14 protein-coding genes are annotated in these 13,879 nt (G+C 73.5%); 6 read left to right on the top strand and 8 right to left on the bottom strand.

Features of this window, described 5'->3' with window-relative positions; translation table 11 throughout:
• Positions 1-21 precede the first annotated feature (21 nt).
• Positions 22-1,518 (bottom strand): MFS transporter, encoded by a 1,497-nt coding sequence (locus ACZ6S8_RS28590; RefSeq protein ID WP_469460286.1) that lies wholly within the window; start codon positions 1,516-1,518, stop codon positions 22-24.
• A 92-nt stretch (positions 1,519-1,610) separates the two neighbouring features.
• On the opposite strand from ACZ6S8_RS28590, the gene ACZ6S8_RS28585 reads away from it, so the two are divergent.
• Positions 1,611-3,323, top strand: a complete 1,713-nt coding sequence (locus ACZ6S8_RS28585) for a PP2C family protein-serine/threonine phosphatase (protein ID WP_469460285.1) — start codon at positions 1,611-1,613, stop codon at positions 3,321-3,323.
• A 21-nt stretch (positions 3,324-3,344) separates the two neighbouring features.
• Here ACZ6S8_RS28585 and ACZ6S8_RS28580 read toward each other — a convergent pair whose 3' ends face one another.
• Both ACZ6S8_RS28580 and ACZ6S8_RS28575 read right to left on the bottom strand, forming a co-directional pair.
• Entirely contained in the window at positions 3,345-4,085 is a 741-nt protein-coding gene (locus tag ACZ6S8_RS28580) for a hypothetical protein (protein WP_469460284.1), read from the bottom strand.
• A gap of 1 nt (position 4,086) precedes the next feature.
• Positions 4,087-4,629: a hypothetical protein gene (locus ACZ6S8_RS28575; RefSeq protein ID WP_469460283.1), complete on the bottom strand. Its 543-nt coding sequence runs from the start codon at positions 4,627-4,629 to the stop codon at positions 4,087-4,089.
• A gap of 213 nt (positions 4,630-4,842) precedes the next feature.
• Between ACZ6S8_RS28575 and ACZ6S8_RS28570 the strand changes: the two genes are divergently transcribed.
• The 3 genes from ACZ6S8_RS28570 to ACZ6S8_RS28560 all read left to right on the top strand — a co-directional run bounded on the left by ACZ6S8_RS28570 (position 4,843) and on the right by ACZ6S8_RS28560 (position 6,948).
• The gene (locus tag ACZ6S8_RS28570; protein WP_469460282.1) at positions 4,843-5,346 is read left to right on the top strand and encodes a hemerythrin domain-containing protein; all 504 of its coding nucleotides are present in this window, start codon (positions 4,843-4,845) and stop codon (positions 5,344-5,346) included.
• 139 nt (positions 5,347-5,485) lie between these two features.
• On the top strand, positions 5,486-6,004 hold the full coding sequence (locus ACZ6S8_RS28565; protein WP_469460281.1) for a DUF4383 domain-containing protein: 519 nt from the start codon (positions 5,486-5,488) through the stop codon (positions 6,002-6,004).
• Between the two features lie 50 nt (positions 6,005-6,054).
• Positions 6,055-6,948, top strand: coding sequence for an oxygenase MpaB family protein (locus ACZ6S8_RS28560; RefSeq protein ID WP_469460280.1), 894 nt, complete (start codon positions 6,055-6,057; stop codon positions 6,946-6,948).
• Here ACZ6S8_RS28560 and ACZ6S8_RS28555 read toward each other — a convergent pair.
• On the bottom strand, positions 6,918-7,757 hold the full coding sequence (locus ACZ6S8_RS28555; protein ID WP_469460279.1) for a class II glutamine amidotransferase: 840 nt from the start codon (positions 7,755-7,757) through the stop codon (positions 6,918-6,920). The two genes, ACZ6S8_RS28560 and ACZ6S8_RS28555, sit on opposite strands and share 31 nt — an antisense overlap.
• Positions 7,758-8,012: 255 nt before the next feature.
• Here ACZ6S8_RS28555 and ACZ6S8_RS28550 point away from each other — a divergent pair, with 255 nt between their 5' ends.
• Both ACZ6S8_RS28550 and ACZ6S8_RS28545 read left to right on the top strand, forming a co-directional pair.
• Positions 8,013-8,309 carry a hypothetical protein gene (locus tag ACZ6S8_RS28550; protein ID WP_469460278.1) on the top strand — a complete coding sequence of 99 codons (297 nt, stop codon included), beginning with the start codon at positions 8,013-8,015 and terminating at the stop codon, positions 8,307-8,309.
• Positions 8,310-8,430: 121 nt separating this feature from the next.
• A complete protein-coding gene (locus ACZ6S8_RS28545) occupies positions 8,431-8,862 on the top strand; it encodes a VOC family protein (RefSeq protein ID WP_469460277.1) in 432 nt (143 codons plus the stop codon).
• Positions 8,863-8,954: 92 nt separating this feature from the next.
• On the opposite strand, the gene ACZ6S8_RS28540 is transcribed toward ACZ6S8_RS28545, so the two are convergent.
• From ACZ6S8_RS28540 to ACZ6S8_RS28525, 4 genes are all read right to left on the bottom strand, one after another.
• The gene (locus ACZ6S8_RS28540) at positions 8,955-9,797 is read right to left on the bottom strand and encodes a hypothetical protein (protein ID WP_469460276.1); all 843 of its coding nucleotides are present in this window, start codon (positions 9,795-9,797) and stop codon (positions 8,955-8,957) included.
• A 91-nt stretch (positions 9,798-9,888) separates the two neighbouring features.
• Positions 9,889-11,976, bottom strand: a complete 2,088-nt coding sequence (locus tag ACZ6S8_RS28535) for a xanthine dehydrogenase family protein molybdopterin-binding subunit (protein ID WP_469460275.1) — start codon at positions 11,974-11,976, stop codon at positions 9,889-9,891.
• Between the two features lie 66 nt (positions 11,977-12,042).
• Positions 12,043-13,050 (bottom strand): FAD binding domain-containing protein, encoded by a 1,008-nt coding sequence (locus tag ACZ6S8_RS28530; protein WP_469460274.1) that lies wholly within the window; start codon positions 13,048-13,050, stop codon positions 12,043-12,045.
• Positions 13,047-13,679, bottom strand: coding sequence for a 2Fe-2S iron-sulfur cluster-binding protein (locus tag ACZ6S8_RS28525; RefSeq protein WP_469460273.1), 633 nt, complete (start codon positions 13,677-13,679; stop codon positions 13,047-13,049). The genes ACZ6S8_RS28530 and ACZ6S8_RS28525 overlap by 4 nt, the downstream gene beginning before the upstream one ends.
• Between the last annotated feature and the right edge of the window lie 200 nt (positions 13,680-13,879).

Genomic DNA, 13,879 nt, shown 5'->3' with positions numbered 1-13,879 from the left:
CATCGCGCCGCCCGCCGCCCGTCAGGTCGAAGAAGTCGAAGAAGCCGAAGAAGGGGAAGCCTCGGCGCTGCGGGCCGAGAGCGGGGTGGCGATCTGCTCCAGGGAGCGGCCCTCGGCGGCGACCGCGTAGAACACGGCCACCACCCCGGCCGCCACCATCAGCGCGGCTCCGATGCAGAAGGCGAGCACGGCGTCGGGCACCTCCCCGCTGGAGGTGAGCCCGGCGAAGATCAGGGGGCCGGAGATGCCGCCCGCGGCCGTGCCGATCGCGTAGAAGAAGGCGATGGCCATCGCGCGGGTCTCCATCGGGAAGATCTCGCTGACCGTCAGGTAGGCGGAACTGGCCCCGGCCGAGGCGAAGAAGAGCACCACGCACCAGCAGGCGGTCATGGTCAGGGCGGTGAGGTGTCCGGTGCCGAAGAGCCAGGCGGTCGCGAAGAGCAGCAGACCGGACAGGATGTACGTGCCAGAGATCATCGGCCGCCGGCCGACGGTGTCGAACATGCGCCCCAGGAGCAGCGGGCCGAGGAAGTTGCCGAAGGCGATGACGGCGAAGTAGTAGCCGGTGACTCCGCTGGAGACGTCGAAGAAGGTGACGAGGATCGAGCCGAAACCGAAGGTGATCGCGTTGTAGAGGAACGCCTGGCCGACGAAGAGGGACAGGCCGAGGACGGCCCGGCGGGGGTAGGTGCGGAAGACCGTCTTCGCGATCTCGCCGAAACCGACGCTGCGGTGCTGTTCCACCGTGATCGCTTCGCCCGCCTCCGGCAGCGGCCGGCCCTTCTCCGCCTCCACCTGCCGTTCGACGTCCGTGACCAGTGCTTCCGCCTCCTCGGCCCGGCCGTGGATGAACATCCAGCGCGGGCTCTCGGGGACGTGGCGCCGCACGAGCAGGATGACCAGGCCGAGGACGACGCCCAGGGCGAAGGTCAGCCGCCAGCCCAGCCACGCGGGGAAGATGTCGGTGTCCAAGGCGACCACCGACAGCAGGGCGCCGGCCACCGCACCGAGCCAGAAGCTGCCGTTGATGATCAGGTCGACGCGGCCGCGGTACTTGCTGGGGATCAGCTCGTCGATCGCCGAATTGATGGCGGCGTACTCGCCGCCGATGCCGAAGCCTGTGAGGAAGCGGAACAGGAAGAACCACCAGACCGAGAAGGACACGGCGGTGAGCGCGGTGGCCGCCAGGTAGACACCGAGGGTGATGAGGAAGAGCTTCTTGCGGCCGAAGAGGTCGGTGAGCCGCCCGAAGACGAGGGCTCCGAAGCAGGCCCCGGCCACGTAGAGGGCGGCGGCGACGCCCGTGACCTGGGCATCGGTGATGGAAAGGCCGCTGCCGTCCTCGGACAGGCGGCTCGCGATGTTGCCGACGATGGTGACCTCGAGGCCGTCCAGCACCCACACGGTGCCCAGCCCGATCACGATCATCCAGTGCCACCGGGACCAGGGCAGGCGGTCCAGCCGCGCCGGTACCTTCGTGGTGACCGTACCCATCGTCGACTTCGTCGGTTCGGACATGCACCCCCGTGTGCCCCGGGCCCGTGCGCGGCAAACGACCCCCCGGACCCGTTCTCGGGGCCGCTCCGCGCGGTGCGTGCCATGCTCAGAGGGTGAAGAGCGATGCCCCGCTCCCGCTCCCCGGAGACGGCGCGGCACCCGAGGTGCTCGCGCTGGCCAAGGTCGTGGCCAGGCTCCGGGCGGAGATCGCGGAGCTCAGGGGCGACGGAGCCGGGACGCGCGCCGCCCCGGCCCGGGCAGACGCCGTACGGCACGACCCGGCCGCAGGCGCGAGCCTCGGCGCGGCCGCCGTTCAGCGGATCCTCGACGCGCTGCCCGGCACCGCGATCCTGCTCACCCCCGTGCGCACGCCGTCGGGGGAGGTGGAGGACTTCCGGATCGACGCCGCCGCACCGGACTCGGTCGACGTGGCGGGGCGCCGGGGCGCGGAGCTGATCGGCCGGCGCGTCCTGGAGACGTACCCGACGGTGGTCGGCACCCCGCTCTGGAAGGGCTACCTGGACACGCTGGCCACCGGGACGGCGTACGAGGGCGCGCCCTTCACGTACGAGGAAGTGGCGACCGGAGTGCCGCGGAAGTCGGTCTTCTCGGTCCGGGCGGTCAGGCTCGGGGACGGGCTCGTCGTGTCCTGGATCCGGCACGACGCCGGCGAACGCGAGGCCCGTCGGCTCGCGGACCTGCAGCGGCTGGGCAACCTCGGCTGGGCGGCCTGGAGCCTGACGACGGGCACCATCGGCTGGTCCGGTCAGGTGTACACGGTCTTCGGCCGCGACCCGGCGCTCGGCCCCCTCCGGCTCCAGGACCTTCCCCCGCACCTGGTGCCTGAGGACGTGCCGGGGATGAGCGATGCCGTCCGGCGGCTGCTGGAGGAGGGGGAGGCCGTCGACCAGCCGTTCCGCATCGCCGCCTCGGACGGCGTTCGGCACCTGCGGCTCGTCGCCGAGGCGCAGAAGGACGCGGACGGCACTCCGGTCGAGGTGCACGGCTTCTTCCAGGACCTGACCGCGCAGCGCGGAACGGAACTGGCCCTGGTCGAGAGCGAGCGCTCCGTCCTCGTCCACCGGGGCATGCTCCAGGCCGAACACGCCCTCGCCGCCCGCCTCCAGGACACCCTGCTCCCCATCCCGGAACAGTCACTGGAGCTGGCCGGACTGTGCGTCGACGTCGCCTACGTGCCCTCGGACAGCGGAGTGAACGTGGGCGGGGACTGGTACAGCGCCATCGGACTCCCCGACGAGAGCGCGCTCTTCGTCGTCGGGGACGTCGCGGGCCACGGCCTGGCGGCCGTCGGGACCATGGCCCAGCTGCGGTTCACCACGAAGGGGATGACCGTCACCGGATCGGCGCTGCCCGACGTCCTGGGCAGGCTCAACACCCTCTTGCTGCACACCATCTCGGATCCCACCGGCGCCACCGCCACCATGGTCATGGCCCGCTACCAGCCGTGGGACCGCCGCCTGAACTGGGTACGGGCCGGCCACCTGCCCCCGCTGCTCGTTCGCGGCGGGGAGGCGAGCTTCCTGCCGCAGCCGCACGGCAGCCTCCTGGGAGCCGCGGCCGACTCGGCGTACGGCCAGTCCATGATCGACCTGCTGCCGGGCGACCACCTGCTGCTCTACACGGACGGCCTCGTGGAGGAGCCGGGTGAGGACATCGAAGCGGGACTCGCCCGCCTGGCCGTCCTCACCCTGCGGCTCCTGGAGGAGGGGCGGGGCGAGAGACTGGCCCGCACCCTCGCCGCCCTGCGTCCCGGCCACCGGGACGACATCTGCGTCCTGGACATCCACGTCCCGGACGAGACCTGAGGTCCGGGCTGCCCGGGCTCCTCAGGTGTCGAGCAGCCGGTTGATCAGCGAGCGGTAGGCCCGCAGCGCCTGCCGGAGGTCCTCCGTGGCCACCTGCTCACCGCTGTCCCACTGCTTCTCCAGCCGGCCCCGGTGGTCGGCCAGCGTGCCCGCGAAGGCCTGCATGACCTCGGCCACCAGCGTGTCCGCCGACCGGACCGCCTCACGGGGGTCGTCCACGAAGCGTCCCTGGATCTCGCTCCAGGTGCTGCGGTACCCCTCGGCTTCGGCGGTGCCGAGGAGCGGTTCGGCCACGCCGTCCGCCTCGGCGTCGCCGCCCGGCGGCCCGGAGGCACGGGGAGCACCGCCGTCGGCGGTGCCACCGGTCCCGGTCTGCTCGGTGCCGCGGGCATCGGCGTGGGTCTCGGCCGCCCGGTTCTCGTCGGTGCGGTAGGCGTCGGCCTCCGCGCTCCGGGTTCCGTCGTCGGCGGGGCCGGGACGGTGGGCGTCACCCGTGGCCTCGCCCGGGTAGACCGCCGCTTCGCGGCCCTCGCCGAGGCCCGCCTCACGTCCCGGGTAGACGGCGGCTTCCCGGCCGGTGTCGAGGCCCGCGTCCCGGCCCGTGTCGAGACCCGTGTCCGGGTCGGTGTCGAGTCCGGTGTCCCGGCCCGTGTCCCGCTCCGTTATCGGAGCCGGAGCCGGATGTGCGAGGTCCTCGGTCGTCAGCGCGGGCTCGGTGGTCCGCTCGTTGTTCTCGTCGCGGTTGTCGTCGCGGAACTTCATGTCAACGGCTCCTCTGGTCGGAGAGGAGCTCCTCGAACAGGGCGCGGTAGTGCACCATCGCCCCTCGGAGCTCCTCGGTCGTCGCTTCTCCCGCACCGCTGCGGACCTTGACCGCGTGGGCGGCCCGGTACTCCTCCAGCGTGCGGCCGTGCTCCACCGACAGGTCGCGGACCTGTCCGCTGTACCCCTCGGTGGGATAGCCGCGCTCGCCCATCAGGCGTGTCACCAGCTCGTCGGCCCGGGCGACCGAACCGTCCGGCTCGTCCACGAACTGCTGCTGGACGCCGCTCCACTCCGCCGCGTACGCGTCGCGGCGCTCGGCCGGCAGCTCCTTGATGTCGAGGCTGTCGTGCCGTTCCTCCCGTGCGCGGAGATCGCGCTCGGCGGCGATCCGGCCGCCCTGTTCCTCGACCGTGCGCTCGTACTCCGGCCCGAACCGTTCGCGCAGGTGGCGTCGCCGCGCCAGCGCCCACAGCAGTGCCGTGAGCGCGATCACCACGACCGCCGCCACGACGATGACGGCTATCAGCGTGTTCGATGACATTTCGCGCCTCCATTCGGGGGCTGTTCTATTCGTTGACGCGGCTGCCCCCACTGCCCCCCGACAAACCCGTACCCGTTGTCGCAGCTGCCCGGGGAGGACCGGCCCCTCGGCAGGGGGCGCCGGGGGCTCGGCCGCACGGGGGACCCGGGGTTTGAACCGCCCTCCACCGAGCACGCGTCAGACGACGGAACACCAGACGGAGGAGGCTGCGGCATGGGCGCCGACAAGCAGCAGGACCAGGACGTAGTCGCGATGATCCTGAAGGACCACCGCACCATGGAGGACCTGTTCCGCCGCATGCGGAGCGTGGAGTCCGACCGGGCGGCCGCCCTCGCGAAGTTCTCCGCGCTGCTCATCGCGCACGGCGAGGCGGAGGAGAGCGAGGTGTACGGCGCCCTGAAGCGGTTCAAGGACGTCGACAACGAGGAAGTGGAGCACGGCACCGAGGAGCACGCCGAGGGGAACAAGGCGCTGCTGGCCCTCCTGGAGGTCACCGAGGTGGGTTCCGACCTGTGGGACTCGCGCCTGGAGGAGCTCGTCAAGGCGGTCTCCCACCACCTCGACGAGGAGGAGCGCACGATTCTCAACGGCGCCCGGGAGAACGTCCCCGACGAGCGCAGGGCCGAGCTGGGCGCGGCGTTCCTCAAGGAGAGGGAGAAGCACCTGTCGGCCGACTGCGGCAGCATCGAGAACGTCCGGAGCGTCGTCGGCGGATGACGGCGGCGGCCCCGACCGCGTCACGCGGCCGGGCGCCGGCCCCGGGCGCGGTTCGCTGCGCAATCGATGCAAGCTGCGCCGGCGGCGCGGGGTGCGCAGACTGGGAGATCCTCAGCGGGGGAGAACCCAAGGAGTCGCCGTGAACGTGCGTGACGAACTTCCCGTGGACCACCGGCTCAACCTGGTCTACCGGATCGGAGCCGCACTGTGCGGCGCCATCCTGCTCGTCTTCGGCTGCCTCGGCTTCGCCGACCAGCTCGGCTTCTTCGCGACCGAAGGGTCCAGGATCGGCGGGCTCTCCACGAACGGGCTCCTCAGCCTGATCTCCGTGATCGTCGGCGCGGCGCTCATCGGCGCCGCCTTCATCGGCGGGAACGTCGCGTCCACCGTCAACATCACCGTCGGCTGCCTCTTCGTGCTCAGCGGATTCGTCCACCTGTTCCTGATCGGCAAGGCCGCCAACATCCTCGACTTCGGCATGTCGAACGTCGTCTTCAGCTTCGTGATGGGCCTCCTCATCACGACGTTCGGCATGTACGGCCGGGTCAGTGGCGGCCTGCCGCACGACAACCCTTACTGGCGCCGGCGCCACCCCGGCCAGGCCGCCCGCGAGGACTCCCGCGCGGCCGCCCCGGCCACCGCGCTCACCCGGCGGTGACGGCCCCGGCGGGGCGGGTGAACCGGGAGGCCCCGGGGCAGAACAGGAGTATGGACGAGCCCGCGGCCCGTGGCGGCCGAAGCCTCCGGGAGCGACTGGGCACGACACTGTTCACCCGGGTCGCGGGCCCGGGCGGACCGGCCAACCGGGCCCGCATCCACGGCGCGCCCGGACCCCGCTGGTTCGGCCCCGAGCGGCCCATCCGCACGGTCCACGGCGACGCCTCGATGTTCATCGGCGGCCTGAGCGCCCTCCTGCTCCAGTCGCTGCACCCCCGGGCCATGGCGGCCGTCGCCGCGCACTCCGGATTCCGCGGCGACCCGTGGGGCCGGCTCCAGCGCACCAGCACCTTCCTCGCCGTCACCACCTACGGCACCGCCGCCGACGCCCAGCTCGCCGTCGACCGGGTCCGCGCCGTCCACGAAGGCGTACGGGGAACCACCGCCCGCGGGGAGCCGTACCACGCGGCCGACCCGCACCTGCTGGGCTGGGTGCACGCGGCCGAGGTCGACAGCTTCCTCCGGGCCCACCAGCGCTTCGGCGCCCGTCCTCTGGACGCCGCGGGATGCGACGCCTACCTCGCCGACACCGGCCGCGTGGCCTCCGCCCTCGGGATCACCGACCCGCCCCGCGACCGGGCCGAGCTGGCCGCCCGGCTGGCGGCGTACCGGCCCGAGCTGCGCGCCACCCCCGAGGCGCTCGACGCGGCCCGCTTCATCCTGCGGCACCCGCCCCTGCCCCCGGTGGCCCGGCCGCCGTACGCCCTGCTCGCCGCGAACGCGGTCGCCCTGCTCCCGCCGTGGGCCCGCACCGCGCTCGCGCTGCGCACCGCCACCGGCCCGGGGGAGACCTGCGTACGCCTGACCGGCCACGCCGTGACGCGGACGATCCGCTGGGCGATGACGCCCCCGCCTCAGCCCGCGTCGGGGATGAACGGGAGGTAGTCCGTGTCCGGGTCGGAGGGCAGTACCGCGTAACTGGCCTCGGGAAGTTCGTTCCACACGCCGGGCAGGTCTCCCAGGGGTTCGGAGACCACGATCCGGGTCTCGTCGGAGACCTCGCTGAGGTAGTCCAGCTCCGGGTAGAGGTGGCGTACGGTCTCGGCGCGGCTGCTGTAGAACAGCGACCGGGACTTCCCCTGGCTGGAGTACCGGAAGGCCCACACGCGCTCGCCGTCGCTCACCGCCACGGTCATCTGGAGGGGCTCCGGAACCCCGTGCTCCTTGCCGAGCCGCTCCACCAGGCCCGCCATCCGGGCCACCGCGCCGGGGACGTCCTGGTCGAGCCCGAAGGTGACGGCGAGGTAGAACATCACCTCCGAGTCCGTCGACCCCTCGATGGAGGGGAACAGCGCCGGATCGACGGCCATGCACAGGTCGCGCTGGAGCCGCTGGAAGTCCGCGATGGCGCCGTTGTGCATCCACATCCAGCGGCCGTGCCGGAAGGGGTGGCAGTTCGTCTGCTGGATCGCGGAACCCGTCGAGGCGCGGACGTGCGCGAAGAACAGCGAGGAACGGACGTGGGCGGAGAGCTCGCGCAGGTTCCTGTTGTTCCAGGCGGGCCCGATGTCGCGGAAGACCGCCGGGGTGCCGTCGCCGTCCTCGCCGTACCAGCCGATGCCGAAGCCGTCGCCGTTGGTCGACTCGACGCCCATCCGGGCGTGCAGGCTCTGGTTGATCAGCGAGTGCTCGGGGCGGTAGAGCAGGGAGTCGAGCAGGATCGGCGAACCCAGGTAGGCGAGCCAGCGACACATGCGGACCATTCCCTTCACAGCCTGGTCCGAGCCTAACCCGGCCGCGCACCGGGCTCCCCCCGACGGGCCGGAACCGCCGGCCCCCGGCACGGCCGGTCCGGTCAACGAGGACCGTGCCGCGGGTGTTCCCCGGTGAACCGGTGCACCCGGCCGGGTGACGGCGGCCCCGGTCGCCTGTGCCGACGGGGGAGCGCGCGGTAGACCGGCGGGAACGGCACAGCCCGCAACGGGCGGCCTCACGGAAGAGGTAGGCGCATGAACCGACGTATGGCCAAGGCGGCCGGGGCCGCGGCGGCGGCCGCCGCGCTCGCGCTCTCGGTGCACGGCACCGCGTACGCGGCCCACGGGATCCTGATCGTCGACGGGGTGTCCCACCGCGATCCCGGCGGCTGTTATCCGCTCGGCGACTTCGTCCCGCCGGCGGTGTCCAACTACACGGACGCCGCCGTCGCGGTGTGGTCCGGTCCCGACTGCTCGGGGAGGGTGGAGCACTTCGTCGACCCGGGCGAGACGTACCGCCCGGCCGGCAACAGGAGCGTCTTCGTCCTCTGAGGCCGCGCACGCACACCGCCGGGACTCACGGACCGGATTGGCGTTTCGGCGTGCGCGGCACGGTGGTCGTGGGAGACGGTGGACCTGCCGGGGCTCGCCGGCGTGTCTGAGGAGGCTCTCCATGAACTGGACGCTCGAAGTCGTCCCCGTGCCCGTCGCCGACATGGACCGGGCGAAGGAGTTCTACGCCGACAAGGTCGGTTTCAAGGTCGACCTCGACGACGAGGTCGCCCCCGGCATGCGCATCATTCAGCTGACCCCGCCCGGTTCGCGCTGTGCGATCGCGATGCTCCACGGGATGCCCGCGGCGCCCGGGACCAAGGCGATGGCGCCGGGCACGCTGCAGGGCCTCCAGCTCTGCGTCACGGACATCGAGGCGGCGCGCGACGAGCTCGTCGCCCGGGGCGTGGACGTCTCCCCGGTCATGCACGTCGGCGCGACGGGCTGGGAGGACGGCAAGGGCGAGACGTGGAACTCGTTCATGACGTTCGACGACCCGGACGGCAACGGCTGGGTGGTTCAGGAAGCCCCGTCGGAGCTGTCCGAGCGCTAGGGGGTCACCGCGGCCCGGCCCCGAGCGCTGAGGCCGGGGACACCGCGGCCCGGCCCCGGCGCAGGGGGCCCGGGCGGGGCCTCCGGCCGGACTCAGCCGAGCGGCTTGCGGGCCTCGGCGCGGACCTTCAGCGTGGTGGCGCCCACCTTCTGCAGGTCGACGGAGCCGGGGCTCTGCCGCACGGTCTCGGGGGTGACGACGGCCACGGAGGCACCGGTGTTCTCGTCCGCCCACGCGCACATGGGCAGGGTGCTCGTGACGCCGCCCTGCGACGAGGTCAGGACCTGGCACGTCAGGGTGATGTCGGAACCGAGCGGCGTGACGTCCGCGGCCGCCACCGCCACGGTCGCGCCCTCGGCCTCCGCGGCGCCCTCCATCATCTTCCGGCGCGCCGACGCGGGGTCCTTGAACTGGCCGTACATCCCCGAGAGGACCAAGGCGCTGGTCCCCGCCCCGGTGGTGGACGTGTACTGGCCGACCGCCGGCTTCGGGTCGCGGATCTTCGGGTCGTAGGCACCGGAGAGCGCCTTCTTGCCCTCGGTCTGCGACAGGTCCTGCGCCAGGGTGTACGTCCCGTCCAGCACGGTCTGCGGAACGGTGAGACGGTACTGGGCCTCGGGGAACCCGGAGCCGCTCACGACCTGCCCCGCGTCGCCCAGGAGCTTCACCGCGAAGCCGATGACGCCGAGCCCGACCACCGAGGCCGCGACGATCCCGATCACCAGACCGGTCCGCTTCCGGCGCGGCGGCGGCCCCACCGGCGGCTGCCCCCAGCCGCCCTGCGCGGGGAACTGCCCCGGGTGGCCCGGCTGCGGGTAGGCCTGCGGCGGGTAGGGGGGCTGCCCGGGTTGGGCCGGGTACTGCGGGCCGCCGTACGGATGCGGGGGCTGCGGGGGCCCGTACGGGCCGGGGGACTGGGGCGGCGGCATGCTCATGACCGAAACGCTACTTCAGGCCGGGAACCGCGCAGCGCACGGCCCCTCCGCCGCCGGACCGCACGGCGGTGAGGGCGCCGGCGGCGATCGCTCAGACCAGCACGTCCAGGACGCGGTCCGGCGCGAGCGGAAGACTGCGCAGCCGCCGACCCGTGGCGTGGCAGAAGGCGTTGCCGATCGCGGCCGCCGTGCCCACGATCCCGATCTCGCCGATTCCCTTGCTCCCCATCGGGTTGAGGTGCTTGTCGTGCTCGTCGATCCAGTGCGCCTCGATGTCCGGCACGTCGGCGTGCACCGGGACGTGGTAGGAGGCCAGGTCGCTCTCCACGAAGTCCCCGTGGACGGGGTCGACACCGCTGTGCTCGGTCAGCGCCATGCCCATGCCCATCACCATCCCACCGACGAACTGGGACCGCGCCGTGACGGGGTTCAGGATCCGCCCGGCCGCGTAGACCCCGAGCAGGCGCGCCACCCGCACCTCGCCGGTGACGGTGTCGACCCGTACGTCCGCGAAGTGCGCGCCGAACGCGTGGCGGGAGTACGGCGACTTCTGCCCCGCCGAGCCGGCGGTGTCGGCCGACGCGGACAGCCCGCCGTCGGGGAGCGGCCCGTGACGGCCCGCCATGCGGGCGGTCAGCGCGACGCATGCGTCGTGCACCGCCCAGCCCCAGGAACCGGTCCCGCTGGATCCGCCCGCGAGCGAGGCCCGCGGCAGGCCGGTGTGTCCGACGTCCACCGAGACGGCCTCCAGGGGGACTTCCAGCGCGTCGGCGGCCACCTGGGCCAGGACGGTGCGCGCCCCGGTCCCGATGTCGGTGGCGTTCACCTCGACGAGGAACCTGCCGCCCGGAAGGGCATGGGCCCGCGCCGTGGAAGGAGAGATCAGCACGGGGTACGTCGCGGCGGCCACGCCGGTGCCGCAGAGGAACGCACCCTCCCTGCGCGGCGTGCGCAGGGACGCCCACCCGAAGCGTTCGGCGCCTTCCCGCAGGCACTCCACGAGGTGCCGGCTGCTGAACGGGCGGCCGCTGTCCGGCTCGGTCGCCGGTTCGTTGCGGACGCGCAGCTCGACCGGGTCGATGCCGAGGGCGTCGGCGAGTTCGTCCATGGCCGACTCCAGCGCGTACATGCCCGGGGCCTCGCCGGGGGCACGCATCCAGGACGGCGTGGGCACGTCCAGGGCGACGACCCGGTGGGTGGTGCGGCTGTCGGGCGCGGCGTACATGACGCGGCCCGGAACGGCGGCCTGCTCGACGAACTCCCGGACGCGGGACGTGTGGGTGGTGACCTCGTGGGAGAGCGCGGTGAGCGTTCCGTCGGCGCGGGCGCCCAGGCGCACCCGGTGCAGCGTCGGAGCCCGGTGCCCGACCACGGCGGGCAGGTGGCGGCGGGGCAGGGCGAGGGTGACGGGGCGGCCGGTGCGCAGGGCGGCCATGGCGGTCAGGACCACGTGCGGGCGCGTGGTGCCCTTGGAACCGAACCCGCCGCCGACGTGCTCGGAGACGACGGTGATCCGGTCCTCGGGCAGGTCGAACAGGGCGGCGAGGTCGGAACGGACCGTCGACGATCCCTGACTCGAGTCGTACACGGTCAGATGGCCGCGCCCGTCGTCCCAGAGGGCGGTGGCGGCGTGCGGTTCCATCGGGTGGTTGTGCAGCGGGCCCACCGCGTAGGAACAGTCGACCCGTACGTCCGCGGCGGCGAAGGCCGCGTCCGGGTCGCCCTGCTCGCGGTGCGCGGGATGCCCGCCGTTGGCCTGCTCCGGCGTGTACGCGTCGGGGTGGTCGGCTCGCAGCGCCGCGTCGTGCTCCGCGGTCTCGTAGGTGACCACGACCGCCGCCGCGGCGGCCCGGGCGGCTTCGGGGGTCTCGGCGACGGCCAGCGCCACGTACCAGCCGCGGTGCGGCACCCGGGAGTCCTGGAGCACCTGGAGGGTGGGGTCGTCGGACGGGCCCAGCCGCGGTGCGTCGTGCGGCGTGAGGACGCAGAGCACGCCCGGCAGGGCCCGTGCGGCCGCGGTGTCCACGGAGGTGACGCGGCCCCGGGCGACGGTCGCGGGTACCGGCCAGGCGTGGGCGCAGCCGGCCGGGGCGTGGTCACCGGCGTACCGGGCGGAGCCCGTGACCTTCTGCGGCCCCTCCGCCCGGCCGGCCGGGGTGCCGAGTACGACGTGCCGCATGGGAGCTCCTCTGGACGATGGTGCCGTGCGCGGGGCCCCGGGTGGCGCGGGGCGTCGGGCTCGGGGCTACGGGGTACGGGGACGGCCGCCCGCGCGGGCGGCCAGCGCGCCGAGGACGTCGACGGCGAGGTTGGCGGCGAGGGCCACCTTGTAGCCGTTGTCGCGCAGGGGCCGGGCCGGGGCCAGCTCCGCGTCCACCGCCCGGCGCAGCGCCTCGGGCGTCGGCTCGGCGCCGGCCAGCAGGGATTCGGCCGTGGTCGCCCTCCAGGGGCGGTGGGCGAGCCCGCCGAAGGCGAGCGCCACGCGCCGGACGCGGCCCGCGTCGAGCTCCAGGACGGCGGCGACCGAGGCCAGGGCGAAGGCGTACGAGGCCCGGTCGCGCGCCTTGCGGTACAGGGAGACGGCGCCGCTGCCCGGGGCGGGCAGCACGATCGCCGTGACGATCTCTCCGCCGCGCAGCACGGTGTCCCGGTCGGGACGGTCCCCCGGCAGTCGGTGGAAGTCCGCCGCGGGCACGGTACGGGCGCCGTCCGGGCCGTACAGCTCGATCCCGGCGCCGAGCGCCGCGAGCGCCACCGCCATGTCGGAGGGGTGCGTCGCGATGCATTCCTCGGACTGCCCGAGCACGGCGTGGTCCCGGTGGAGCCCGTCGCGGGCTCCGCAGCCGGTGCCGGGTTCGCGCTTGTTGCAGGGTTTGGACACGTCCTGGAAGTACGAGCACCGGGTGCGCTGGAGCAGGTTCCCCCCGGTGGTGGCCATGTTGCGCAGCTGGCCCGAGGCGCCGGCCAGCAGTGCCTGGGACAGGACGGGGTGGCGGGCCCGTACGGCGGGGTGGGCGGCGACGTCGCTGTTGCGGGTCATGGAGCCGATGCGGAGCCCGCCCGAGGGCAGTTCCTGCACGTCGTCGAGGGGGAGCCGGGAGATGTCGATGAGGGCCGTCGGGCTTTCCACCCCCAGTTTCATCAGGTCCACGAGGTTGGTTCCGCCACCGAGGTAGCGGGCTCCCGGATGCCGGGCGTGGGCCGCGACCGCCTCGTCGAGGCCGGTGGCGCGGACGTAGGCGAACGGCTTCACGCGATCACGTCCGTCACGTCGGTCACGTCGGTCACATGGGTCACGTCTGTCACGGCGTCGACGATCCGCGGGTAGGCGCCGCAGCGGCACAGGTTGCCGCTCAGCCGCTCCCTGATCTCCTCCGCCGTCAGGGTGACGGGGCCGGGATCGGCCAGGACGTCCGCGCCGGTGGCGTGCGAGGGGTGTCCTGCGCCCGCTTCGGCGATCGCTCCGACGGCCGAACAGAGCTGGCCGGGCGTACAGAACCCGCACTGGAAGGCGTCCCGGTCCAGGAAGGCCCGCTGCAGCGGGTGCAGACCGCCGTCCGTGGTCCCGAGCCCCTCGACCGTGGTCACGTCGGCGCCGTCCTGGGCGACCGCCAGCAGGAGGCAGCTGTTGACCCGCCTGCCGTCGAGCAGCACGGTGCACGCGCCGCACTGGCCGTGGTCGCATCCCTTCTTGGCCCCGGTGAGGCCCAGGTGGACGCGCAGGGCGTCCAGGAGGGTGACGCGGTGGTCCAGGTGCAGCAGGTGGTCCGTGCCGTTGACCTTCAGGGCGACGCGGGAGGCCGGGGGAGCGGCGGGTCCGGGGGGTCCCGGGGGCGCCGCACCGGCTCCGGGGTAGGGCGGGGGATCGCTGCCGTCCGTCACCGCGGCCTCCTTCGTACGCGGGACCGGTGGCCCCGCTGTTCCGTGACCACCCTGGTGCATTCCGGGCAGCACGGCACCCCGGAGGGCGCCGGGCGGGTTCAGTGCTCGGGGAGGGTGGTGCGCAGGGCGGTGTGTCCGTGTGTCCAGGTGGTGTGGAGGTGGTGGGTGAGGCGGTCTTCGAGGTGGAGGGTGGCGGCGCA

It is taken from the genome of Streptomyces sp. NPDC048461 (genome assembly GCF_055587105.1).
This window is presented reverse-complemented; position numbering and strand designations above follow the sequence as displayed.

Excerpts from the sequence above, each read along its gene's own strand:
- ACZ6S8_RS28590 (WP_469460286.1), bottom strand. The coding sequence starts at position 1,518 with ATGTCCGAACCGACGAAGTCGACGATGGGTACGGTCACCACGAAGGTA.
- ACZ6S8_RS28580 (WP_469460284.1), bottom strand. The coding sequence starts at position 4,085 with ATGAAGTTCCGCGACGACAACCGCGACGAGAACAACGAGCGGACCACC.
- ACZ6S8_RS28575 (WP_469460283.1), bottom strand. The coding sequence starts at position 4,629 with ATGTCATCGAACACGCTGATAGCCGTCATCGTCGTGGCGGCGGTCGTG.
- ACZ6S8_RS28570 (WP_469460282.1), top strand. The coding sequence starts at position 4,843 with ATGGGCGCCGACAAGCAGCAGGACCAGGACGTAGTCGCGATGATCCTG.
- ACZ6S8_RS28560 (WP_469460280.1), top strand. The coding sequence starts at position 6,055 with ATGGACGAGCCCGCGGCCCGTGGCGGCCGAAGCCTCCGGGAGCGACTG.
- ACZ6S8_RS28555 (WP_469460279.1), bottom strand. The coding sequence starts at position 7,757 with ATGTGTCGCTGGCTCGCCTACCTGGGTTCGCCGATCCTGCTCGACTCC.
- ACZ6S8_RS28550 (WP_469460278.1), top strand. The coding sequence starts at position 8,013 with ATGAACCGACGTATGGCCAAGGCGGCCGGGGCCGCGGCGGCGGCCGCC.
- ACZ6S8_RS28545 (WP_469460277.1), top strand. The coding sequence starts at position 8,431 with ATGAACTGGACGCTCGAAGTCGTCCCCGTGCCCGTCGCCGACATGGAC.
- ACZ6S8_RS28540 (WP_469460276.1), bottom strand. The coding sequence starts at position 9,797 with ATGAGCATGCCGCCGCCCCAGTCCCCCGGCCCGTACGGGCCCCCGCAG.
- ACZ6S8_RS28535 (WP_469460275.1), bottom strand. The coding sequence starts at position 11,976 with ATGCGGCACGTCGTACTCGGCACCCCGGCCGGCCGGGCGGAGGGGCCG.